The organism is Luteimonas changyuni (assembly GCF_039548395.1).
Taxonomy (GTDB): Bacteria; Pseudomonadota; Gammaproteobacteria; order Xanthomonadales; family Xanthomonadaceae; genus Luteimonas.
The window spans coordinates 25,142-47,596 of sequence record NZ_JBCLUZ010000028.1 but is presented as its reverse complement, the minus strand read 5'-3'; the positions used below and the strand labels follow the sequence as shown (position 1 = coordinate 47,596).

General features: G+C 71.0%; 17 protein-coding genes. 9 read left to right on the top strand and 8 right to left on the bottom strand.

Going from position 1 to position 22,455, the window contains the following annotated elements:
* The first annotated feature begins 45 nt into the window (after window positions 1-45).
* Entirely contained in the window at window positions 46-1,242 is a 1,197-nt protein-coding gene (gltS, locus tag WCD84_RS10800) for a sodium/glutamate symporter (protein ID WP_343277252.1), read from the top strand.
* On the opposite strand, the gene WCD84_RS10795 is transcribed toward gltS, so the two are convergent.
* The 3 genes from WCD84_RS10795 to ggt form a co-directional block, all read right to left on the bottom strand.
* A complete protein-coding gene (locus WCD84_RS10795; RefSeq protein ID WP_343281366.1) occupies window positions 1,235-3,049 on the bottom strand; it encodes a serine hydrolase in 1,815 nt (604 codons plus the stop codon). The genes gltS and WCD84_RS10795 overlap by 8 nt on opposite strands.
* Before the next feature lie 76 nt (window positions 3,050-3,125).
* Window positions 3,126-6,221: a TonB-dependent receptor domain-containing protein gene (locus tag WCD84_RS10790; RefSeq protein ID WP_343255909.1), complete on the bottom strand. Its 3,096-nt coding sequence runs from the start codon at window positions 6,219-6,221 to the stop codon at window positions 3,126-3,128.
* Between the two features lie 130 nt (window positions 6,222-6,351).
* Window positions 6,352-8,079: a gamma-glutamyltransferase gene (gene ggt / locus WCD84_RS10785; RefSeq protein ID WP_343277250.1), complete on the bottom strand. Its 1,728-nt coding sequence runs from the start codon at window positions 8,077-8,079 to the stop codon at window positions 6,352-6,354.
* A gap of 230 nt (window positions 8,080-8,309) precedes the next feature.
* Here ggt and WCD84_RS10780 point away from each other — a divergent pair, with 230 nt between their 5' ends.
* Window positions 8,310-10,055, top strand: coding sequence for a gamma-glutamyltransferase family protein (locus tag WCD84_RS10780; protein ID WP_343281365.1), 1,746 nt, complete (start codon window positions 8,310-8,312; stop codon window positions 10,053-10,055).
* A gap of 63 nt (window positions 10,056-10,118) precedes the next feature.
* Entirely contained in the window at window positions 10,119-11,018 is a 900-nt protein-coding gene (locus WCD84_RS10775; RefSeq protein ID WP_343277248.1) for a LysR family transcriptional regulator, read from the top strand.
* On the opposite strand, the gene WCD84_RS10770 is transcribed toward WCD84_RS10775, so the two are convergent.
* Together WCD84_RS10770 and rsgA are read right to left on the bottom strand one after the other, a co-directional pair.
* On the bottom strand, window positions 11,015-12,229 hold the full coding sequence (locus tag WCD84_RS10770) for a flavohemoglobin expression-modulating QEGLA motif protein (RefSeq protein WP_343281375.1): 1,215 nt from the start codon (window positions 12,227-12,229) through the stop codon (window positions 11,015-11,017). The two genes, WCD84_RS10775 and WCD84_RS10770, sit on opposite strands and share 4 nt — an antisense overlap.
* Window positions 12,230-12,283: 54 nt before the next feature.
* Window positions 12,284-13,390 (bottom strand): ribosome small subunit-dependent GTPase A, encoded by a 1,107-nt coding sequence (gene rsgA, locus WCD84_RS10765; protein ID WP_449280103.1) that lies wholly within the window; start codon window positions 13,388-13,390, stop codon window positions 12,284-12,286.
* A 116-nt stretch (window positions 13,391-13,506) separates the two neighbouring features.
* Here rsgA and WCD84_RS10760 point away from each other — a divergent pair, with 116 nt between their 5' ends.
* Genes WCD84_RS10760 through WCD84_RS10745 form a run of 4 tightly spaced genes read left to right on the top strand, consistent with a single transcriptional unit; the run spans window position 13,507 to window position 17,496 of the window.
* Window positions 13,507-14,856, top strand: coding sequence for a M14 family metallopeptidase (locus tag WCD84_RS10760; protein ID WP_343281364.1), 1,350 nt, complete (start codon window positions 13,507-13,509; stop codon window positions 14,854-14,856).
* 32 nt (window positions 14,857-14,888) lie between these two features.
* Window positions 14,889-16,163 carry an aminotransferase class I/II-fold pyridoxal phosphate-dependent enzyme gene (locus WCD84_RS10755; RefSeq protein ID WP_343281363.1) on the top strand — a complete coding sequence of 425 codons (1,275 nt, stop codon included), beginning with the start codon at window positions 14,889-14,891 and terminating at the stop codon, window positions 16,161-16,163.
* Between the two features lie 5 nt (window positions 16,164-16,168).
* Entirely contained in the window at window positions 16,169-16,798 is a 630-nt protein-coding gene (locus tag WCD84_RS10750; protein WP_343281362.1) for an SGNH/GDSL hydrolase family protein, read from the top strand.
* Window positions 16,795-17,496, top strand: coding sequence for a methyltransferase domain-containing protein (locus tag WCD84_RS10745; protein ID WP_343281361.1), 702 nt, complete (start codon window positions 16,795-16,797; stop codon window positions 17,494-17,496). Before WCD84_RS10750 ends, WCD84_RS10745 begins: the two co-directional genes overlap by 4 nt.
* Before the next feature lie 40 nt (window positions 17,497-17,536).
* On the opposite strand, the gene WCD84_RS10740 is transcribed toward WCD84_RS10745, so the two are convergent.
* Window positions 17,537-18,334, bottom strand: coding sequence for a polysaccharide deacetylase family protein (locus WCD84_RS10740; protein WP_343281360.1), 798 nt, complete (start codon window positions 18,332-18,334; stop codon window positions 17,537-17,539).
* Between the two features lie 168 nt (window positions 18,335-18,502).
* On the opposite strand from WCD84_RS10740, the gene grxD reads away from it, so the two are divergent.
* Window positions 18,503-19,429 carry a Grx4 family monothiol glutaredoxin gene (gene grxD, locus WCD84_RS10735; RefSeq protein WP_343281359.1) on the top strand — a complete coding sequence of 309 codons (927 nt, stop codon included), beginning with the start codon at window positions 18,503-18,505 and terminating at the stop codon, window positions 19,427-19,429.
* A gap of 57 nt (window positions 19,430-19,486) precedes the next feature.
* Here grxD and WCD84_RS10730 read toward each other — a convergent pair whose 3' ends face one another.
* Together WCD84_RS10730 and WCD84_RS10725 are read right to left on the bottom strand one after the other, a co-directional pair.
* Complete coding sequence (locus WCD84_RS10730; protein ID WP_343255919.1) at window positions 19,487-20,038, bottom strand: DUF924 family protein; 552 nt, start codon at window positions 20,036-20,038, stop codon at window positions 19,487-19,489.
* Entirely contained in the window at window positions 20,035-20,811 is a 777-nt protein-coding gene (locus WCD84_RS10725; protein ID WP_343255920.1) for an AMP nucleosidase, read from the bottom strand. The genes WCD84_RS10730 and WCD84_RS10725 overlap by 4 nt, the downstream gene beginning before the upstream one ends.
* Before the next feature lie 200 nt (window positions 20,812-21,011).
* On the opposite strand from WCD84_RS10725, the gene WCD84_RS10720 reads away from it, so the two are divergent.
* Window positions 21,012-22,442 (top strand): amidohydrolase, encoded by a 1,431-nt coding sequence (locus WCD84_RS10720; RefSeq protein WP_343281358.1) that lies wholly within the window; start codon window positions 21,012-21,014, stop codon window positions 22,440-22,442.
* The last annotated feature ends 13 nt before the right edge of the window (window positions 22,443-22,455 follow it).

The following is a 22,455-nucleotide window of genomic DNA, read 5'->3' as shown; positions in this document are numbered from 1 at the left end:
GCACCGCCCGCCACCCGCGGGCGGCCTGAGACCGAGAAGGAAGCCATGCTGCAACTCGACGCCGTCCAGACCCTCGCCCTCGCCGGCATCGCGCTGTTCATTGGCTATGCGCTGTGCCGCGTGATCCCCGTGCTCGGTCGTTACAACCTGCCGCCGCCGGTCATCGGCGGACTGGTGTTCGCGATCGCGGCCTGGATCGCCCATGACCGCGGCACGACGCTGTTCGTGCTCGACACCGGGCTGCAGAGCCCTTTGATGATCGCGTTCTTCACCACCATCGGCCTCAACGCCAGCCTGCGCCTGCTGAAGATCAGCGGCAAGCAGGTGATGGTGTTCCTGGCCCTGGCCACCGTGTTCGCGGTGGCGCAGAACCTGCTCGGCATGGCGGTGGCGATGGGCTTCGACCTGCACCCGCTCTTCGGCGTCCTCGCAGGCTCGACCACGCTGACCGGCGGCCCGGCGACCGGGCTGGCGTTCGCGCCGCTGTTCGAAGCGGCCGGCGTGGAAGGCGCGGAATCGATCGCGGTGGCCGCGGCGATGTCCGGGATCGTGCTGGGCGGACTGATCGGCGGGCCAGTGATCACGGTGCTGATCCGGCGCTTCAAACTGGTGTCCTCGCGGCCGCAGGACCACACCTCGCCCGAGGACCTCCAGGCCGCCGGCCCGCCGCTGACCGAAGCCCAGCGCGAATACGGCGCGCTGAAGAGCATTGTGGTGATCCTGGTGGCGATGTGGCTGGGCAGCTGGGTCAGCGACCTGATCTCGACCACCGGCATCACCCTGCCCGCCTACGTCGGCGCGATGCTGGTCGGCGCGGTGATCCGCAACATCGACGACGCCACCGGCTGGATCGGCATGTCGGTGCCGACCACCGACCTCATCGGCAACGTGAGCCTGGCGCTGTTCCTGTCGGTGGCGTTGATGAACCTCAAGCTGTGGGAACTGGCCGGCCTGGCGATGCCGCTGCTGGTCAACCTGGGCCTGCAGGTGGCGATGGTGGCGGCGTTCTGCCTGGTGGTGTTCCGGATGATGGGTCGCGACTACGACGCCGCGGTGATGGGTGGCGGCTTCATCGGCTTCATGCTCGGCACCACAGCGAACGCGATGGCGGTGATGCGCACCCTGGTCGAGCGCTACGGCGCGGCGCCGCGCGCGTTCCTGGTCGCGCCGCTGGTGGGCGCGTTTTTCATCGACTTCAGCAACGCGCTGATCATCACCGGGTTCATCAACTTCTTCAGTTGACCGGCACGTCGTACAGCGGCCCCGGCACAATGCCGGTCTGGAAGCTGTAGTGCCACCATTCCATCGGATAGTTGGCGAAGCCGCCGGCGGCCATCGCGTCGCGCAGCAGGTGGCGGTTGGCGCGCTGCTCCGCGCTGGCCTCCGGCGAATCGGTATTGGCGCGGGTGCCGAAGAAGTCGAAGCCGGTGCCCATGTCCAGCGGCGCGCAGTCCAGGCCGCGATCGTCGCAGCGCAGCACGGTGAGGTCGACGGTGTGGCCGCGGCTGTGGCCCGAAACCTCCGCGATGTAGCCGTCGAGCAGCTGCTGCTTGTCCAGGTCCGGGTAATGGGTGGCCTTGGTGGCGACGTCGCCGGCATCGCCGACCCAGCGCATGAAGTGCGTCACCGCGCGCACCGGGCGGTAGCAGTCGAAGATGTGCAGGCGCATGTCCCGCTCGCGCAGCGAGGCCTCAACCCGCGCCAGCGCCTCGGCCGCCTCGCGCTTGAGCCAGCAGCGCGGCGCTTCGTAGCCGTCCACCGGCGCGCCGACGAAGTTGTCGCTGCCGGCATAGGCGATCGCCTGCGACATGTCCGGCACCAGGCTGCGGATGTCGACCATGCCCGCCGCGTCCATCGTGGCCGCGCCGGAGACGACGGGCGCGGCCGGCGTCTCCTCAAGGCCGGCGATGAAGTGCTCGTGCAGCGCCCGGTTGACCGCCGTCCGCAACGCCTCCTCGCCGCGGCTGCCGTTGGTGATCACGACGAAGCCGTACTTCCTCTCCGCATCGAAGAACATCGAGCTGTACAGGCCGTAGGCCGATCCGGTGTGGCCGGTCAGCACCACCCCGGGCACCAGGGTCCGGTCGGTGCGCATGGCCAGGCCGTAGCCGCCGCTGCCGCCGTCGATGGCGACGGTGGGCGTCTGCATCGCCACCGCGCTCGCCGGGCTGATGATGCGCACGCCGTTCCACTGGCCGTGGTTCATGTGCATCAGCATGTACTTCGCCAGGTCCGGTGCCGGGATCTTCAGCCCGCCCGTGGGCGAGAACAGGGGGGCGTCGCGGCCCATGGCATAGCCCTGCAGGCGTTCGGCCAGCGGCGCGTAGGCCGCCTCCGAACGCACGAAGCCATCGCCCTCACGCCAGCGGTAGATCCAGGCGATACGGTTCCGGTCCAAAGCGTCCACCAGGTGGCCACCGCAGAGGCCGAGCGGTTGGAGCACGTGCTTGCGGACGTAGGCGTCGAAGCGCTCGCCGGACACGCGTTCCACGATCGCGCCGGCCATGTTGTAGCCGAGGTTGGAATATTCGTAGCGCTCACCGGGCGCGCGGTCGGCATAGCGCTCCCGCCACGCGCCGCCTGCTCCGGGATCGATGGCATCGAGGCTGCCGTACTGCTCGCCGTCGGTGATCGACGAGGTGTGGTTGAGCAGCATCCGCAGCGTGACCGGGCGCTCCGGGAACGCCGGGTTGCGCACCGGGAAGCCGATCAGGCCGCCAACCTCGTCGTCCAGCGACAGGCGGCCCTGCTCCACCAGCTGCAGGATGGAGGTGGCCACGAAGGACTTGGAGATGGAGGCGATGCGGAAGGCGTCATTCTGTTCAAGGGGAACCTGCCGCTCCAGGTCCTTCCAGCCCAGGCTGCCGCTGTAGACGATGGCGTTGTCGCGGACCACCACCACCGCCAGGCCTACCGTGCCGTGCTCGTCCATCAGCCCGCGCAGCCGGTCCTCGATGCCCCCGGCCGCCGCGGACGGCAGCCAGGCGCAGCAGGCCAGGACGACGGCGAACAGTGCCAGGGCGCGACCGGCCCTGCTGCGTTGCTTCATGGTGCCTCCGAGGGGATTCCGGGACCGTGCGCCAGGCCATCGCCATCCATGGCGGCGGCGCGCGCGTGGACGGCGATCAGTCGAAGGACTTGGTCACCGTCAGGTAGTAACCGCGCCCGAGCGCATTGTGCAGCGAAGAATAGCCCAGCGCGCTCGGCGTCAGCGGCGGCTGGCGATCGCCGATGTTGCGCACCGTCAGGCGGATGCGGGTGCCATCGAGGAAGCCCTCGGTTCCGCTGAAGCGATGCTCGGCCCAGAGGTTGGTCGTCGTCCAGCTCGGCACCGGGTAGTAATTGCCGAGGTTGGAGACCGCGCCGGTCGATTCGAAGGCGTCGGTGTGGTTGACGAAGGTGCCCAGGCCCCAGCCGCCCTTGCGCCACGAGGCGCTGAAGGTGGCGCGCCACTCCGGCTTGCCGTTCACGCCCAGCAGGTTGCCGGCGTTGCGGATGTCGAAGTTGTCATCGATGACCCCGGCTTCCTGGGCGGCGATGATGCGCAGCTCGTCCTCGGTCGGGTCCTGCGACATCTCGATCAGGCGGGTCGCGTTGAGGCTGGAGTAGAAGGTGCCGGCATTGTCCGTGCGCAGGCGCCAGTCGACGCCGAAGTCGATGCCGCGCGTGGTCCGCGGCAGTCGGTTGATGTAGACGTCATCCACGTAGTCGACCATGCCCACCGGCGCCAGCCCGGTGCCGTCGAACAGGTCGATCCGGGCCTGGTCGGGCTCCAGCCGCACCACCGCCGGGTTGTACGAGCCCTCCATGCGCAGCAGGTAGTCCAGCGCCAGCTGGGTGGCCTCGCCCAGGATGCCGATCACGTCTTCCTGCTGGATCTCGAAGTAGTCGGCGGTGAACGTCATCCGGGTGGATTCGGGCAGGAAGCGCGGCTGGAACACGACGCCGGCCGACCAGGTTTCCGCCGTCTCCGGCTGCAGGTCGCGGTTGCCGCTGCGGATCGCCATGGTGCTGTAGCTGCGGCCGCAGCGGTGCACGCCGTCGATGGTGCCGTTGCGGATGTCGGCCTCGCAGACGTAGTAGTCGGTGCGGCTGTTGCTGACCGTGGTGCCTTCGGCGTACAGCTGCAGGATGTTGGGCGCGAGGAAGCTCTCCGACCAGTTGCCGCGGACCATCAGGCCGTCGACGATGTCCCAGGCCAGCGAGACCTTGGGCTTGGTGACGCCGCCGAAGTCCGAGTAGCGCTCGTGGCGCCCGGCGACCTGCAGGTCCAGCGCGCGCACCAGCGGCACGCCCATCGACGGCGACACCAGCGGGATCGCGAACTCGGCGTACAGCGAACCGACGTCGCGGTCACCGGAGTTGTCGCCCGACGGGCTGGCGCCGAGCACGTCGCTGGTGATCGCACCGTTCATCGGGTTGGTATAGGTGATGGTGCCGTCGAAGCGCGGGTCGCGGTCGTCCTTCAGGGTTTCCCGGCGCCACTCGGCGCCGAAGGCGACCCCGACGTGGCCGGCGGGCAGCGCGAACAGGTCCTCGCGGATGAAGCGGGTATCGACCTGGAACAGCGTCGCCTTGCTCTTGCGGACCACGGGAACCGTGAAGTGGTCGATCGCCGCCTGGTTGCGCGCGGAATCCGGCGGCGCGCCCCAGTCGGCGAGGTTGCCGCCGTGGAAGGGGTTGTAGGCATCGGGCGTGCTCCACGCCAGGGCCTCGGTGAACAGCGTGCTGCTGATCGAGCCGTGCTGGGTGTCGGTGGTGTTGGCCTCCGAGTACAGCACCGCGCCTTCCCAGTCGAAGCCGCCCACCATGCCGCGGACGCCGGCCAGGAACCGGTACTGGTCGTCATCGACCGTGTACGGGCGCGTGGTGTCGGTGGCGCGGAAGCTGGTCATGCGCACGTCCAGCCCCTCCTCCGGCGCGTCGATGCCGGCCAGGCGGTTGGGATTGAGCGAACCGTCGGGCAGGTACATGGCGCCGAACGGGTTCCAGTAGTTGGTCTTCGACACGATGATCGGCGCCGCGCCCAGCGCCGCCGCCTGCTCGCGCATGCCCTTGTAGCGGGACTCGTAGTACGCCAGCTCCGCGAAGGCGACGAAGTTGTCGTCCAGATCGTGTTCGAGCGTGCCGAACACGTTCATGCGGTCGACCTCGCCCAGGATGTTGCGCTGGTGGTTCGGGCTGAAGCGCAGAGGCCGGTCGGCGTCGGTGCTCTGCGCGCCGGAATTGACGCAGACATCGTCGGTGATCTGCGCGGTACAGCCGTGGTGGCCCACAGGGTCGATGTGGAAATAGCCGCTGGCGCTGGTGATCGAACCGTTGTCGGCATCGTACACGCGCACGCCGTCGATGGTCTGGAACACGCCCCATGCGGTGCCGGTGATGCGGTCGTCGAAGGCGGTGACGCCCTCGAAGTCGGTGCCGTCCATCTGCGCGCGGCGGTCCATGTTGGCGCTGTAGTCGCGCTCGGTGGCCGGGAGATCGGTGCGGTGCGTCCAGCCGCCGACTACCGTGGCCCGCGTGCGGCCATCGTTGAACCATTTGCCGGCCTTGAAGTTGATGTTGCCCTGGCGGAAGTCCACGTCTTCGGAGCCGCCGTACTGGCCCTGCACCTGGAAGCCCTGGTAGTGGGTGTCCAGCACCACGTTGACCACGCCGGCCACCGCATCGGATCCGTACAGCGCGGACGCACCGCCGAGCAGGGTCTCCACCCGGCGGGTGCCGAACAGCGGAATCGCGTTCATGTTGGCGGTCTGCCGCGGCACCAGCGCCTCGGTCTGCGTGCCCGGATGCGGGACCATGCGCCGCCCGTTCACCATCAGCAGGGTGTTGCCGGTGCCGAGGTTGCGCAGGTTGATCGAGCCGACATCGCCGCGCGCGGCGTTGAGGTTGGCCGAGGTGTCGGCGTTGTTGAACATCATGTCGCCGACCTGCGGGATCGACTGCAGCAGCTCGTCGCCGGAGATCGCGCCGGTCGCCTCGATCTTCTCCTCGTCCATTATCAGGACCGGCGACGGCCCCTCGGTGCGCGTGCTCGCAAGCCGGCTGCCCACGACCACGACGGCGTCCAGCTCCTTTGCGGTGGCAGTGGCGGTGGCGGTTGTCTGCAGCGGCGGCGTATCCGGCTCCGCGACATCCTGCTGCTGTGCAAACGCCATGCTCTGGAGCGTCGCGCCGAGGATGACGCTGAGCAGCGTCGGCTTGGTCAGGCGATGGTGCATGTGGTGTTCCCTCCGAAGACATCAAACCGGCGCGCAGGCGCGCTCCCCTTATTCGACTTTAGCGGCGTTGCCGTTTCGCCAGCCCTCGTTTTTCTGCCCCATCCCATAGCGGGAGGTTATGCCTGCGCGCCTACTGCGCGAAGGCAGCCGCGCCCGGGCGCCGGGGATCGGCCGCGCCTTCCACGTGGGACGCCTCCAACAGCAGCGTCTGCGTGCTGCCGATGGTCTGTCCCTGCTCCGGCTCGTGGCCGCGCTCGCGCAGGATGCGCAGCGTGTCCGGACTGAACCCGCGCTCGATGTCGAGCTCGCCACGCGCGGTGACCTGCTGGTGGATGCGCGGGAACGACGTCGCCTCCGCGATGTTCATGTCGAAGTCGACGACGTTGACGATCATCTGCACGATCGTGCCCGGGATGGTGTTGCCGCCCGGACTGCCGGTCACAAGCCACGGCCGGCCATCGCGCAGCAGCATCGTCGGCGACATGCTCGACACCGGGCGGCTGCCCGGCCGCAATGCGTTCGCCGGCGGCTCGCGGCCCTCGCGGGCGGCATCGAGTTGCGCCTGCAGCGAGAAGTTGCCGATCAGGTTGCCTAGCAGGAAACCCGTGCCTTCAAGCATCACCCCTGAGCCGAAGTCGGCGCCGATGGTGTAAGTGGTGCTGACCGCGTTGCCCTCGTCGTCGACCACCGAGAAATGGGTGGTGTCCGGTCCTTCATGGGCCCAGATGTCGCCCGCGTCGACCGCGGCCGCAGGCGTCGCCCGGTCCATCGCGATCTCCGTCGCCCGCGCCGCGCCATAGGCCTTTGAAACAAAGCCCTGCAGCGGCACGGGTGACGCCGCCGGATCGTTGGCGTGGGCCCGACGGTCGCGCCAGGCGCGCTTGGTCGCCTCGGCCAGCACGTGCAGCGCATCGGCGGAGCCTGCTCCCATCGTCGCCAGGTCGAAGTGCTCCAGGATATTGAGCGTCATCGCGATCCCCGGCCCGCCGCCACTGGACGGCGGCATGGTCAGCAGCGCATAGCCGCGGTAGCTGCCGCGCAGCGGCTCGCGCGCGATGGCGCGATACGCGGCCAGGTCGGCCTTGCGCAGCAGCCCACCGTGGGCGCGCATGCCGGCGTCGATCCGCTCGGCGATCGCGCCGCGATAGAACGCATCAGCGCCGTGTTCGGCGATCTGGCGCAGGGACCAGGCCAGGTCGGCCTGCACCAGGCGCTCGCCCGCGCGCAGCGCGGATCCGTCCGGGTGCAGGAAGACCTTCGCGCCCGCAGTGCTGCGCGCCAGTCGCTCCCGGCCCCAGTCCAGCGCAAAGGCCTCGTCGCGGCTGAGCACCATCCCATCCGCAGCCAGTCGGATCGCGGGCTGCAGCAACTGCTTCCAGGGCAGGCGGCCGTGCGCTTCGTGCGCCAGCGCCAGACCCGCCACGGTGCCCGGCACGCCCGCGGCGCGGATGCCGGCCGAGTGGCCCTTCAGGGTTCCGTCCCCATCGATGTAGGCATCGAGCGTGGCCAGCGCGGGCGCCATCGAGCGGAAGTCGATCGCGACCGCGGCGGCCCCTCCCGCGGGATGGACCAGCATGTAGCCGTCGCCGCCGATGTTGCCGGCGCGCGGAAGGGTCACGGCCATGGCAAAGGCCATCGCCACGCTGGCGTCGACCGCGTTGCCGCCATCGCGCAACACCTGCGCCCCGATTCTGCTGGCATGCGCGCTCTGGCTGACGACCATGCCGCCCTCGGCGACCACGGGCTTGTGGATCTGTTCGTAGTTGAGCAACTGCCGCGTCTGCGCTGGCGCCGCCGAGCCGGCGGCCAGGCAGAGCGCGAACAGCGCCACGCGGAACAGCCTGGATTGCCTGCGCATGTGGTGGTCTCCTTGTCGGCGGGGCAGCGCTTCGACACTGCCCGAGGCCGGCCCGGCTGTCGCCCAGCTTTCCTGCGGACGGGTATGCGGCGGGGCTATGGGCGCGGCCATAACCTGGCGTTATCGGACACCTCCGCAAAGCGTGGGGCGCCCGGCGTGCGATCGCGATAGCCTCGGGACCTCCTCCCGCCGGCGACGCACCCGTCGCCGGCCTCCGCAGGAACCTGCCCTTGACCTCGTCCCTGCTGCACGCATCGCTCTCCACGGCATACCGCGCGCTTGCCTCGCTGTCCGTGCTCTGCCTGGTCGCCTGCGGCACCGGCGCAGGCGCCGGCACACCCGCGCCCCCACCGCCGGCCGCCGTGGCGGACACGCCCGCGGCAGGCCTGGTCAGCAGCGCGCACCCGCTCGCCACCGAAGCCGGCGTGGACGTGCTGCGCCGTGGCGGCAGCGCGATCGATGCCGCCATCGCCGTGCAGGCCATGCTGGGCCTGGTCGAGCCGCAGAGCTCGGGCCTGCTGGGCGGCGCGATCGTGCTGCATTACGACGCGGACTCGGGCCGGGTGGACAGCTGGATCGGCCGCGAGCGCGCGCCAGCGGCCGCCGTGCCCGGCATGTTCACCGACGGCAACGGGCACATGTTGGTGCGCGCCGACGCGATGCTGAGCGGACACGCCACCGGCGTACCCGGCGCGCTGCACGCGCTGGAGCTCGCACACGCCGCGCACGGCCTGCTGGACTGGTCCACGCTGTTCGAATCCACGGCGGCGCGGGCCGAGCAGGGCTTCGCGGTGACGCCGCGCCTGCATCGCCACATCGCCGGCACGTTTCCGCAGGCAGGGGCATCCGACGTGGTGGCGCTGTTCGCCGCAGCGGACGGCACCCCGCTACGCGTCGGCGACACCTTCCACAATCCGGCCTATGCCGCCAGCCTGCGCACGATAGCCGTGCGCGGCGCCGATGCCCTGCGCTCGGGGCCGCTGGCCGACGCACTGGTGGCGCGCGTCGCGCAGCCGCCGCACGGCGCGCGCATGACGCTGGCGGACCTGCGCGAAGGCAGCGCCGAACGCAGCGACGCCATCTGCCGTCCCCTGCGCGCCTGGGTGATCTGCGCGGCACCGCCGCCCGCCAGCGGCGTCGGCCTGCTGCAGCTCATGTTGCTGCTCGACGGCACCGACATCGCCGAACGCGGCCCCGACGATCCACAGGCCTGGTTCCTCTTCGCCGAAGCCAGCCGCCTGATGTACGCCGACCGCGACCACTACGTCGGCGACCCGCGCTTCACGCAGGTGCCGGTAGCGGGCCTGCTTGATCCGGACTATGTCGCTGCGCGCCGCGCGCTGATCGGCGCGCATGCCGCCACCGGCCGGCCCGCGCATGGCCAGCCGCCCGCCGCGACCGCGCACGGGGCCGACGCCACCCACGAGCCCGCCGGCACCAGCCACTTCGTCGTCGTCGACGCCGCGGGCAACGCGGTGTCGATGACCACCACCATCGAATCCTATTTCGGCTCCGGGCGCGTGGTCGGCGGCATGCTGCTCAACAACCAGCTGACCGACTTCTCCTGGGGTCCGGGCACGACTGCCGCCAACGCGATCGCACCCGGCAAGCGCCCGCGCTCATCGATGTCGCCTGTGATCGTGCTCGACCGCGACGGCGGTTTCGTCGGCGCGATCGGCTCGCCGGGCGGCAACGCGATTCCCGCCTACGTCGCCAAGGCCCTGGTCGGATGGCTCTATTGGGACCTGCCGCTGCAACAGGCGGTCGCGCTGCCCAACCTGGTCGCGCGCGGCGAACGCTTCAACGGTGAGGCCGGCGCTTTTTCCCCGGCGCTGCGCGCGGCGCTGTCCGGGCGCGGCATCGACATCGTCGCGGGCGCCGGGGAGGACTCGGGCCTGCACGGCGTGGCCTGGACCGACGGCGTCCTGCAGGGCGCCGCCGACCCGCGTCGCGAAGGCGTCGTTGCACAACCTTAGTCACGCGACATACGGGCAACCGGCGGCGATCATGACGGTGCCACCCTGGAGTGCCGGCCGACAATGCGCTTTCGCCAGATCGAAGTCTTCCACGCCGTCTATACCTCCGGCTCCATCAGCGCCGCCGCGCGCGCGCTGCACGTCTCGCAGCCCTCGGTCAGCAAGGTGCTGCAGCACACCCAGCAGCAGCTGGGGCTGGAGCTGTTTCGCCTGGTGCGCGGGCGGCTGGTCGCCACCGACCAGGCACACGAGCTGTTCGTCGAAGTTTCCGAGGTCTTCAACCGGCTGACTTCGTTGCAGAAGACGGTCGGCAACCTGCGCAGCTTCGCCGGCGGCCGCATCCGCCTGGCGGTCGTGCCTTCGCTGGGGCTGCACGTCGCGCCGCTGGCGATTGCGCGTTTCCGTGCGCGCCACCCGGACGTCACCTTCGACGTACAGACGCTGCACCACGATGCGCTGTTCCAGGCACTGTACGAACGCAGCTGCGACATCGCCATCGCCTACGACCCGCCCATGCACCCACGAATGAAACGTCGCGACATCGACACCGGGGAGCTGATGCTGTTATTCCAGACTGCGGCCCTTCCCGGCGTCGACGAGCACGTGCCGCTGCGGATCCTCGACGGCCAGGACCTGGTGGGCCTGACCACGGGCGGGCCGGTGGGCGAACTGCTCAACCGCGAGCTCCAGCGCCAGGACATCACGGTCAACGAAGTGGTTTCCAACCAGACCTTCTACATCGCCGCCGAACTGGCGCGCCACGGCGTGGGCGTGGCGGTGGTGGACGAGTTCACCGCGCGCGCAGCCACGGGCCCCGCCACCTCGCACCGGCCGTTCTCGCCGCCGCTGCGCTTCAAGGTGCAGTGCGTGCACCTCGAGGACCGCCCGCCATCGGAGGCCGCGCGCCGCTTCCTGGTGGTGTTTGCAAAGGCCCTGCGCGACACGCGCCCGGGCGGGGCCTAGGCAGCGCTGCCCGGCGCGGCGACACCGGACAGCCGGTCCAGCCGGATCCGGTTTGCGAACAGCGAGAACGCCAGCTGTCCGGCCAGGCCGTTCGCGCGCGCCACCCAGTCGGGCAGCCAGCGCGGCGGCGCCAACACCCCGGCATCGAACAGCGGATCGAAGGCCTGCACGTCGTCAAGCGTCATCTTGCCGGCGAACAGGCGCCGGCACTGGCGCAGGCGGCCGTCGCGCAGCGCGTGGCGGAAGAAGGTGTGCACCTCCACCAGCCCGCGCAGGTAGACCGTGTCCTTGGCGAAGGCCGCGCCGCCGGTCACCGGCACGCCGCGGAACACGCGCTGGGCCGAGGAGAAGCTTTCCGCAGCGTCCTGGCCGGCGTCGCGGAAGTAGCCGAACACCTGCAGAAAGTCCGCGCCCTCCATCGCCATCGCGATGGCCTCGGTTCGCAGGCTGATGCGCTTCATGCGTTCGATGTCGATGCTGCCGGTGATCTGTTCGGCCAGCACCGCCAGGCCCTCCTGGGTGGCGGTGATGCGCGGCGAGGACATCGCCAGACTCGGCAGCAGCGGCTGCGAGCGGCCGTTGAGCGCGGTCAGCGAATGCACCAGCGCCTCGTGGTGCAGCAGCTGGCGGCGGTCGTAGTCGGTGTAGGCGGCGCCGGTGCGCAGGCGGATGCGGTAGGCGCCGGCCGCAGCCTTGGCGATCATGTCCGGGTCCAGCTCCACCGCCACCACGCGCCCGCCGAAGAAGGCGTCGAGCGCGTTCTGCAGCTGCAGCTGCAGCGCGGTGGCGGAGATCGCGACCTGCTCCTCCGGCGCCAGCAGTTCGCGGTCGAGCTCGTTGGCGATGGCGATGAAATGGCGCGCGGCCTCGCGCGTGCTCGGCCCGCCGCCAGGCAGCGGGTCGTCCGGCCGGCCGTACAGCGCCACCGACAGCGCACCGGCCGCGGGCGTGCCCAGCGCTTCGAGCATGCGCGCGGCCACGTCCCACTGCCGCGCCGAGTCCACCAGGTAGCGACCGAGCGGATGCGCGGGGTCGGCGGCATCCACGATCGCCTGCAGTTCGCGGCGGGCATCGCTGAAGTCATGGCGGGGATAGCCGACCCGCGGCAGCCGCAGCCGGCCCTGCGCAAGGCCGGCAAGGAACTCCTGCTGCACCGTCGCAGGCCAGCTTGCCAAGGTCAGCACCCGGATCCCGCGCGCCGCCGCGACCATGCGCGCGTCGAGCGCGGCGTGGCCTGCGAGCTCGGGCGACCGGGCGTCCACGCCTCAGCGCTTGCCGGACCGGTCGTCCGGCCGTTTCTGTGGAGTGCGCGATGGCAGCTTCGCGACCTGCCGGTCGGCCAGGCGCGAGGCCAGGCGGTCCGAGGCGGCGGCGAGTTCGCCGCCAAGCTTCAGGTAGTTGAGGAAGCGGCCTTCGTCGAGCGCCCCGCTGGCGATCGCGGCGCGCACCGCGCAGCCGGGCTCGCGGCCGTGCGCGCAGTCGCGGAACCGGCATTGCGCCGCCAGCGCCTCGATGTCGGCGAAGCCGCCGTCGGCGAGTTCTTCCTCGCCGGTGGGCTTGAGTTCGCGCATGCCGGGCGTGTCGATCAGGCAGGCGCCGGTGGCCAGCGGGAGCAGCGCGCGATGGGTGGTGGTGTGGCGGCCGCGGGCATCGTGCTCGCGCACAGCGGCGGTCTTCATCCGGTCGCTGCCGAGCAGGGTGTTGGTCAGCGTGGACTTGCCGGCGCCGGAGCTTCCGACCAGCACGGCGGTGTCGCCCGGACGCAGCCAGGGCGACAGCGCCGCGACCGCCGCCGCGTCCTTCGCGTTCACTGCCACCGCAGGCACGCCCAGGGCCTCGATGGCGGCCAGCGCAGCGTGCGCCGCGGCCGGGTCGGCACCCGGCAGGTCGGCCTTGGTCAGCACCACCACCGGCTGCGCGCCGCTGCCCTGCACCAGCAGCAGGTAGCGCTCGATGCGGCGCGGATTGAAGTCCCCGTCCAGCCCGCAGACCACGAAGGCCACGTCGACGTTGGCGGCGATCAGCTGCTGCCGGTAGTGCTCGCCGGCGGCGCCGCGCTTGATCGCGCTGCGGCGCGGCAGCAGGGCGACGATGCGCTTGCCGTCCTCGACCAGCACCCAGTCTCCGACTGCGGGTCGGTCTTCCGGCGCCACCGTGCCCTTGCGGTATCCGACCGGCCGCTGCCACTCGGGCAGCGACTCCACCGCGACGCCGTCGTCGGGACCGGTGGCCACCACGTAGCCCGAGCGATGCTGCTCGACCACCCGCGCAGGACGCGCCTGCGGATGCGCGTCCATCGCCTCCTGCCAGCGCGGATCGATGCCGGCCCGCCAGCCGATGGCCTGCAGTTCGGCGGCGGGGGCGGGATTCAAACGCTGGGGCGATGGAAGATCATGGCCGCGATTCTAGCGCCCGCCAGCGCTGCCGGCTTGGCAGCCCTTGGTGCGCCTGCGACCATCGCGCGTCACTGCCCCCGACTGGATTCCAGATGACGCCTTCCACCGAAGATCGCCGGCACCGCTGCGGCCACGCGGCCACGCGCGCCGCCCGCTGGCTGCCCGCCGCGCTGGCGTTGCTCGTGGCCGGCTGTGCGTCGCACCAGCCGATCGATCCGCCGGAGGCGGCGGCCTCCGTGCCGCCCGCCGCCGCTCCGGCGGACGTACCGCAGGTGGCGGTCCAGGTCCGAAAGGCCTGGCGCTTCGACGCGGACGGCATCCGCTTCGACAACCTGCTGCCCGCGGCGCGGCTGTCCGGCGTGGAGCGCCTGGGTGAAGGCCGCTACCGCATCGACATCGCCCCGGAAACGGAGCCGGTCAATCCCAGCGCCTGGTATGGCTTCCGCATCCACGCCGACTCGCCGCGCACGCTGGAGCTGCGCTTCGCCTATGCCCACGGCCATCGCCACCGCTACGTGCCCAAGCTCAGCGCCGACGGCCAGGAGTGGCGCGAGGCCGGTGGCGACGAGTACCGGGTCGATGACGACGGCGTCGCCCATCTGCAGCTGCAGCTCGAAACGGGCGCGCTGCACGTGTCGGCACAGCCGCCGTTCCTGCCCGGGGACTTCGAGGCGTGGTCGGCAGACGTCGCCGCGCGGCTCGGTGTCGAGCCACGCACCTTCGGCAGTTCGGTCCAGGGCCGCCCGCTGCATGTTTTCGAGTTCGGCGCCGTTGCCGACACCGACGCACCGGTGCTGCTGGTGCTCGGGCGCCAGCATCCACCCGAGAACACCGGGACCCAGGCGCTGACCGGATTCATAGAGTCCCTGGCCGCGGACACGCCGCAGGCACGCACGTTTCGCGAACGGGTGCGCGTGCTCGTGGTGCCGCTGCTGAACCCGGACGGCGTGGTCGAGGGCCACTGGCGCGGCAACGCCAACGGCGTCGACCTCAACCGCGACTGGGGGCCATTCGCGCAGCCGGAAACGCGCGCGCTGCGCGACCTGTTGGACGCCCGCGGCATCGACGCCGGCCGCGTGGCCTTCGCCATCGATTTCCACTCCACCTTCCGCGACGTGTTCTACACCGTGACCGAGGATCCATCGCGCGCGCCGGGCGGCGTGCTGCACGCGTGGATCACGGCCATGCAGGCCGGTTTCGACATCGAGGAAAAGCCATCCACCGCCCGCTCGCCGGTGTTCAAGAACTGGGCGTTCTGCCGCCTAGGCGCGCCAACGGTGACCTACGAGGTGGGCGATACCACGCCCGCCGCGGAGCTGGACAAGGCCGCCCGCCACGCGGCGCAAAGCCTGATGGCCCTGCTGCTGGAGCCGCAGCCGCCCACGGCCGTCCCGGAATGCCCGCACTTCGGCGTCGGCGACTCACATCGGCAATTCCGCTAGTCTCTGCCGTCCGCCCGCGTTGACCGTCCCGCATGTCCAAGCCGCCGCTCGCCACCCGTGAACGCCTGACCGAGGTGCGCTACGAGATCCGCGGCGAGCTCGCGCGCCGCGCCCGCGAGCTCGAGGCCGAAGGCCACGTGCTGATCAAGCTCAACATCGGCAACCCCGGCGCCTTCGGCTTCCGCGCGCCGGAGCACATGCAGCGCGCGATCGCCGACCACATCCACGACACCGATCCCTACGCGCACCAGCAGGGCCTGCCGGCGGCGCGCGAGGCCATCGCCCTGCACCACGCCGCGCGCGGCACCCCCGGCGCCTCGGCCGACAATGTCTTCATCGGCAATGGCGTCAGCGAACTGATCGACATCAGCCTGCGCGCCCTGCTCAATCCCGGCGACGAGGTGCTGCTGCCCTCGCCCGACTATCCGCTGTGGTCGGCCTCGACCATCCTCAACGACGGCCGCCCGGTGTACTACCGCTGCCGGGTGGAAAACGGCTTCCTGCCCGACCCCGACGAGATCGAGGCGCTGGTGTCGCCGCGCACGCGCGCGATCGTGCTGATCAACCCCAACAACCCCACCGGCGCGAGCTATCCGCGCGCGCTGCTGGAGCGCATCGCCGCGATCGCCCGCCGCCACGACCTGCTGCTGATGGCCGATGAGATCTACGACGGCATCACCTACGACGATGCGCGCTTCGAGCCGCTGGCGCCGATCGCCGGCGACGTGCCCTGCCTGTCGTTCGGCGGCCTGAGCAAGGTGCACCGCGCCTGCGGCTGGCGCATCGGCTGGGCGCTGCTGTCGGGTGATGCCAACGCCACACGCGGCTACCGCCAGGCCATCGACCTGCTGGGCGCGCTGCGCCTGTGCGCCAACGTGCCGGGGCAGTTCGCGGTGCCGGCCGCGCTGTCCGGCCTGGACACCATCGGTCCGCTGGTCGCGCCCGGCGGCCGCCTGCACGAGGCGCGGCGCATCGTGGCCGAGGCCTGCGCGGCCAGCCCGCACCTGGAGCTGCGCGTGCCCGCAGGCGCGCTGTACGCGTTCCCGGCCGTGGTCGGTGCCGCGGCGCAGGGCTTCGACGACCACGGTTTCGCGCTCGAACTGCTTGAGTCCGAGCACGTGCTGGTGGTGCCCGGGTCGAGCTTCAACGTCCCCTACCGCAACCACTTCCGCGTCACCCTGCTGCCCGAACCGGAGCAGCTGCGCGAAGTGTTCCGCCGCATCGACCGTGTGCTGGCGCGCCGCGCCGCCACGAAGGCGGCACCTGTGGGAGCGGCTACAGCCGCGATCAATCCCGCGACGGCCTGACAGGGATGCCGCTCTCCTATCTTGCCCTCGGCGACTCCTACACCATCGGCGAAGGCGTCGAGCCCGCTGGCCGCTGGCCGCACCAGCTCGCCCGCGCACTGCGTTCCGAAGGCATCGCGCTCGAAGACCCGCTGACCATCGCCGCCACCGGCTGGACCACCGACGAACTCGACGCTGCCATCGATGCCGCCGACCCGCCGGGTCCGTTCGATTTCGCCAGCCTGCTGGCCGGCGTCAACAACCAGTACCGCGGACGCGATGTCGACGACTACGCGCGCGGGTTCACCGCGCTGCTCGAGCGCAGCATCGGCCTTGCCGGAGGTCGCAGCGGACGCGTGCTGGCGCTGTCGATCCCCGACTGGGGCGTGACCCCGTTCGGCGCCGCGTCCGGGCGCGACCGCGGCGCGATCGCGCGCGAACTCGATGCCTACAACGCCGCCGCGCACGCCCTCTGCCAGACGCGCGGCGTCGCCTTCGTCGACATCGCGCCGGTCAGCCGCACGCGCGGCGCCGAGCCCGCGATGCTGGCCGATGACGGCCTGCATCCTTCCGCCACCCTGTATGCCGAATGGGCGCGCCTGGCCCTGCCGGTCGCCCGCCGCCTGCTGCAGCCGCCAAGGACGACGACGCCATGACCGCACGCTCCGCCGACGCCCCATTCCCGCCCGGCGAGGCGCGCACGATCGCGCGCGCCTTCCTGCCGCCGCGCTTCTTCGGCAACCGCTACGACTATTTCTACGCGCTGTCCAAGCTGCGCACCGACCCGCTGTATCCCGGCGTGCTCGATGCGCTGCGCGGCACTACGGCGCCGGTCCTCGACCTCGGCTGCGGGCTGGGCCTGCTGCTGCACGCGCTGCGCATGGACGGGCAGTCGATGCCCTGGCACGGGGTGGACATCGACGCCGACAAGATCCGTCGCGGCCGGGCGATCGCCGCGCGCAGCGGCCTGGCCGAAGGCGCGCGCTTCGACGTCGCCGACCTGGCCGACGGCTGGCCGCCGCATGCGGGCAGCGTGGCGATCCTCGACGTCTTGCAGTACCTCGACGCCGAGGCCCAGGGCGCGCTGCTGGCCGACGCGGCGGCGATGCTGACGCCCGGCGCGCGGCTGGTGATCCGCAGCGGGCTGGGCGACGACACGCGCCGCGGCCGCACCACGCGCATCACCGATCGCCTGGCGCACCTCGCCGGCTGGATGCAGGAGGTGCCGAAGCGCTATCCGACGCGCGCGGAGCTGGAATCGCGGCTGGGTGGCGCGGGACTGCGCGCTGCATTCCGCCCGCTGTACGGGAGCACCCCGTTCAACAACTGGCTGATCGTGGCGGAACGGGACTGACGGCCGGGTCGTGGGATCGGGGCTGCCGGATCAAGCGCCCTCACCCCTCCGGAACCACCACCCGCCAGCCCCCACGCTGCACCTCGCCAAGCACCGCGGCGATGATCTCGACGCTGCGGCCGTGCGGGGCACCTTCGTGGAGCAGGACGATCGCGCCAGGTGCGAGGTCGCAGGCGATGCGCCCGGTGACACGCGCGGGGTCGGATTCGACGGCGTCGTAGCCGCGGGCGCTCCAGGCCAGGCGGGCCAGGCCGGCCTCGCGCAGGGGCGCGTGCACGAAGGGATTGGCGTGGCCGACCACGGCCCGGAACCAGCGCGGCGCGGCGCCGGTGATCGCGCTCAACGCCTGCTGGCAGTCGAGGATCTCGCGGCGCATCGCGCCGGGGCCCAGCGCCCAGAAGCGGGCCTGCGGGTGGGTGTGGCTGTGGTTGCCGATGCCGTGGCCGCGGGCGGCGATGTCGCGCACCAGCTCCGGTCGCGCCCGTGCGCGTTCGCCGACGAGGAAGAAGGTCGCCTTCGCGCCGTGGGCATCGAGCAGGTCGAGGATCGCCGCCGTGTCCGGCGACGGGCCGTCGTCGATGGTCAGCCAGACCTCCGGCGCGGCGGTGTCGAAGCGGGTCGCGACCGGGCCGAAGAGCCTCGATCCGGGCCGCAACGTGCCCCAGACGAAGCCGAGGTGAAGCACGAGCAGCAGCGGCAGGCCCCAGCGCCAGCCAAGCTGCCACCAGGCCAGCGCCACGGCGGCGTGCAGCAGCAGCACGACCCAGGCCCAGGCATGGGGATGGCGGGGAACGGCGTGCAGCGGGGAAGCGCCGGAATCGCGGGAATTTCGAGGCATCGGGGGATGGTGGCATGGGAACCACGGCTGTGGTGGCTTGCCGCATTCGCCGCTGTAGCGGCTCCCACAAAAACCCGGCCGGGTCGCGTGTCGATGATGCCGGTCAAGGCTGCGCGGCGGCGCGGGGAGTACCCTATGCGGCCCACACACAACACCGCGGTGCACGCCATGTCCCTTGCCCCCGAACTCCGCCAGCGCATCGACGACCTGCTCCAGGCCAATCGCATCGTGCTGTTCATGAAGGGCGATCCACAGGCGCCGCAGTGCGGCTTCTCGTCCAAGGCGGTGGCCGCGCTGACGTCGCTGGACGTGCCCTACGCGCACGTCAACGTGCTCGCCGACGGCGAGATCCGCGAGGGCATCAAGGCCTATGGCAACTGGCCGACCATCCCGCAGCTCTACATCGGCGGCGAGCTGGTCGGCGGCAGCGACATCATCGAGCAGATGGCGAACTCGGGCGAGCTGCACGCCGCCGTCGGCCTGCCGCCGCCGGACCGCACGCCGCCGGCCATCACCATCACCCCGGCCGCGCATCCGATGCTGCGCAAGGCCATCGACGATGCCGGCGGCGACTTGGCCGTGCAGATCGACATCGACCCGAACTTCCGCACGCGGCTGGCGCTGGCCAGCCGCAATGCCAACGCCATCACCGTGGACTGCAACGGGATCCCGGTGCAGGTGGACGTTGCCGCCGCGCGTCGCGCCGACGGCCTGATCGTCGACTGGGCCGACGACGCCCGCGGCAAGGGTCTGGTGATCGAGAACCCGAACGCGCCGCCCGCGGTGCGCGCGCTGGCGCCGGTGGACGCCCAGGCGCGCGCCTCCAACGGCAGCCTGCGCCTGGTCGACGTGCGCCCGGCCGACGAGCGCGCGCAGGCCACCGTGCCGGTGCCGCATTCAACCCTCGACGACGGCCCCGGCGCGCTGGAAGACCTTCCGAAAGACACCGTGCTGGCCTTCGTCTGCCACCACGGCGGCCGCAGCGCGCAGGCGGCGGAGCATTTCCGCCGGCTCGGTTTCCGCGAGGTCTACAGCGTCGAAGGTGGCATCGACGCCTGGTCCGAGCACGTCGACGGCAGCATCCCGCGCTACTGATGTCCATGTGGGAGCCGCTACAGCGGCGATCGCGGCCATGGCCGCTCCCACACGGATTCAGAAGCCGCCGCCGGCGTCCAGCCAGGCCTGTTCCTCGGCGGTGTTGGCGCGGCCCAGGGCGTGGTTGCGGTGCGGGAAGCGGCCGAAGCGCTCGATGACGTCGAAGTGGCGCACCGCATAGTCGAGCGCCATCTCGCCCAGGTCGCGCATCAGCGCTACCGCGTCTTCCTGGTCGGCGATGCGCTCGGAATGCTCGAAGGGCAGGTAGCAGAACATCCGCAGGCCTTCTTCGACCTCCTGGTCCAGCCCGGCTTCGATCATCCGCCGCGCGTAGTGCAGGGCCAGCGGATCGGTGGCGTAGGAATGCGCGCTGCCGCGGAAGATGTTGCGCGGCACCTGGTCGAGCAGGATCTGCAGGGCAAGCGCGCCTTCGGCGTCGTCCATCCAGGCTTCCAGTTCGCGGCGCGCGGCGGTGAAGTGAGCGGCCTCCAGGTACCGGCGCACCTCTTCGTCGAAGGCGTCGCCGCCGCGGAACCACTTCTCGTAGCCGGCCTCGCGCCAGAAACCGACCACCTCGCCCGCCGTGGGCAGCGCAGTTGCATCGTTCATTCGTCGAACCTCAGGTGGCGCACGGACTTGCCGTGGCGGCGGATCAGGCGCAGCGCCTCGATGCCGGTCTGGATGTGTCCCTCGACGAAGCGCGTGCTCACCTGTGCGTCGGAGGCCTCGGTCTTGACGCCCTCGGGGATCATCGGCTGGTCGCTGACCAGCAGCAGCGCGCCGCTTGGAATGCGATTGGCGAAGCCGGCGGCGAAGATGGTCGCGGTCTCCATGTCGATGGCCATGCAACGCATGGTGCGCAGGCGCTCCTTGAACGCGGCATCGTGCTCCCAGACGCGGCGGTTGGTGGTGTAGACGGTGCCGGTCCAGTAGTCGAGGCCAGCGTCGCGGATCGAGGTCGAGACCGCGCGCTGCAGCGCGAACGCCGGCAGCGCCGGGACCTGCGGCGGCAGGTAGTCGTCGCTGGTGCCCTCGCCGCGGATGGCGGCGATCGGCAGCACCAGGTCGCCGAGCTGGTTCTTCTTCTTCAGCCCGCCGCACTTGCCCAGGAACAGCACAGCCTTGGGCGCGATCGCCGACAGCAGGTCCATCAGGGTGGCCGCGTTGGGGCTGCCCATGCCGAAGTTGATCATGGTGATGCCGTCGGCGGTGGCGCTCGGCATCGGGCGGTCCATGCCGACCACCTCGGCGCCGGTGAGGCGCGCGAAGTGGCCCAGGTAGCCGCCGAAGTTGGTCAGCAGGATGTGCTCGCCGAAGCCGTCGAGCGGCACGCCGGTGTAGCGCGGCAGCCAGTTTTCGACGATCTGTTCCTTCTCTTTCATTGAATCCTCCGTTTCGGTTGATTCTGGCATGGCCGTCATCGCCGCTATAGCGGCTCCCACAAAAGCCCCCGGGGTCACGCACGCCGGAGCCCGCCACAGCTCCTGTGGGAGCGGCCATGGCCGCGATCCCTGACCTTCCGCCCATTGCCTGCGGCCACGCCGCCCGGATACGGTGGGCGGCGAACCACGGGGAACACCGCATGAGACTCAGGACACCCGCCGCGCTTGCCGCGGCGCTCGCGATCGCGCTGGCCACCGGCTGTGCGACCACCAGTGCGGCGGGAGACAGCGGCGACAGCGGCAGCCGCTCGACCTCCGCCACCGTCGCATCCGCCTCGTCCGGTTCGCCCGGCGACGCCTATCCCAGCACCTACCGGCGCATCGCCAGCGCGCCGGTGCTGATCGGCGGTGCCACCGTGCTCGACGGTGCCGGCGCGCGGCTGGACGGCGCCGACGTGCTGATGCGCGACGGCGTCATCGTCGCCGTCGGCAACGGCCTGGATGTGCCGGCGGATGCGATCCGCGTCGACGGCAGCGGCAAGTGGGTCACGCCCGGCATCATCGACATTCACTCGCACCTTGGCGTGTACCCGAGCCCGGGCACGCGCTCGCACAGCGACGGCAACGAGATGACCTCGCCGGTCACCGCCGCGGTCTGGGCCGAGCATTCGGTGTGGCCGCAGGACCCCGGCTTCCACGCCGCGCTTGCCGGTGGCGTCACCACGCTGCAGATCCTGCCCGGCTCGGCCAACCTGGTCGGCGGCCGCGGCGTGACGCTGCGCAACGTTCCGGCCACCAGCTACCAGGGCATGAAGTTCCCCGGCGCTCCGCACGGCCTGAAGATGGCCTGCGGCGAGAACCCCAAGCGCGTCTACGGCCAGAAGGGCGGCCCGGCCACGCGCATGGGCAACGTCGCCGGCTACCGCGCCGCCTTCATCGACGCCGCCGACTACCGCGACAAGCGCGCGAAGGACGGAGGCAAGGACGGCAAGCGCGACCTCAAGCTCGAGACCCTGGCCGGCGCGATGGACGGCGAGATCCTCATCCACGTCCACTGCTACCGCGCCGACGAGATGGTGACCATGCTCGACCTGTCCGACGAGTTCGGCTTCAAGATCGCCGCCTTCCACCACGCCGTGGAGGCCTACAAGATCGCCGACCGCCTGGGCCGCGACGGCGTCTGCGGCGCGCTCTGGGCCGACTGGTGGGGCTTCAAGATGGAGGCCTTCGACGGCATCCAGGAAAACATCGCCATCGTCGACCGCGCGCCGGGCGGCTGCGCGATCGTGCATTCCGACTCCGACGAGGGCATCCAGCGCCTCAACCAGGAAACCGCGAAGGTGATCGCCAACGCGCGCCGCGTGGGCATCGACATCACCCCCGAACACGCAATGACCTGGCTGAGCCGCAATCCGGCGAAAGCCATGGGCATCGCCGACCGCACCGGCACCCTGGAGCCGGGCAAGATGGCCGACGTGGTGCTGTGGAACGGCAACCCCTTCAGCTCGTACGCGCTGGCCGAACAGGTCTGGATCGAAGGCGCGACCGTCTACGACCGCCACGACCCCGCGCGCCAGCCGCGCTCGGACTTCATGCTCGGCCGCGGCGCCGCCGCGGGAGGCGCCCGATGAGCCTCTCCCGTGG

Bases quoted from the DNA above. Each gene is read 5' to 3' on its own strand.
- WCD84_RS10795 (WP_343281366.1), bottom strand. From the start codon at position 3,049: ATGAAGCAACGCAGCAGGGCCGGTCGCGCCCTGGCACTGTTCGCCGTC.
- WCD84_RS10760 (WP_343281364.1), top strand. From the start codon at position 13,507: ATGACGCCTTCCACCGAAGATCGCCGGCACCGCTGCGGCCACGCGGCC.
- WCD84_RS10770 (WP_343281375.1), bottom strand. From the start codon at position 12,229: ATGGTCGCGGCGGCGCGCGGGATCCGGGTGCTGACCTTGGCAAGCTGG.
- WCD84_RS10755 (WP_343281363.1), top strand. From the start codon at position 14,889: ATGTCCAAGCCGCCGCTCGCCACCCGTGAACGCCTGACCGAGGTGCGC.
- grxD (WP_343281359.1), top strand. From the start codon at position 18,503: ATGTCCCTTGCCCCCGAACTCCGCCAGCGCATCGACGACCTGCTCCAG.
- WCD84_RS10730 (WP_343255919.1), bottom strand. From the start codon at position 20,038: ATGAACGATGCAACTGCGCTGCCCACGGCGGGCGAGGTGGTCGGTTTC.
- WCD84_RS10720 (WP_343281358.1), top strand. From the start codon at position 21,012: ATGAGACTCAGGACACCCGCCGCGCTTGCCGCGGCGCTCGCGATCGCG.
- WCD84_RS10745 (WP_343281361.1), top strand. From the start codon at position 16,795: ATGACCGCACGCTCCGCCGACGCCCCATTCCCGCCCGGCGAGGCGCGC.
- ggt (WP_343277250.1), bottom strand. From the start codon at position 8,079: ATGCGCAGGCAATCCAGGCTGTTCCGCGTGGCGCTGTTCGCGCTCTGC.
- WCD84_RS10790 (WP_343255909.1), bottom strand. From the start codon at position 6,221: ATGCACCATCGCCTGACCAAGCCGACGCTGCTCAGCGTCATCCTCGGC.
- WCD84_RS10775 (WP_343277248.1), top strand. From the start codon at position 10,119: ATGCGCTTTCGCCAGATCGAAGTCTTCCACGCCGTCTATACCTCCGGC.
- gltS (WP_343277252.1), top strand. From the start codon at position 46: ATGCTGCAACTCGACGCCGTCCAGACCCTCGCCCTCGCCGGCATCGCG.
- WCD84_RS10750 (WP_343281362.1), top strand. From the start codon at position 16,169: ATGCCGCTCTCCTATCTTGCCCTCGGCGACTCCTACACCATCGGCGAA.
- WCD84_RS10740 (WP_343281360.1), bottom strand. From the start codon at position 18,334: ATGCCTCGAAATTCCCGCGATTCCGGCGCTTCCCCGCTGCACGCCGTT.
- WCD84_RS10725 (WP_343255920.1), bottom strand. From the start codon at position 20,811: ATGAAAGAGAAGGAACAGATCGTCGAAAACTGGCTGCCGCGCTACACC.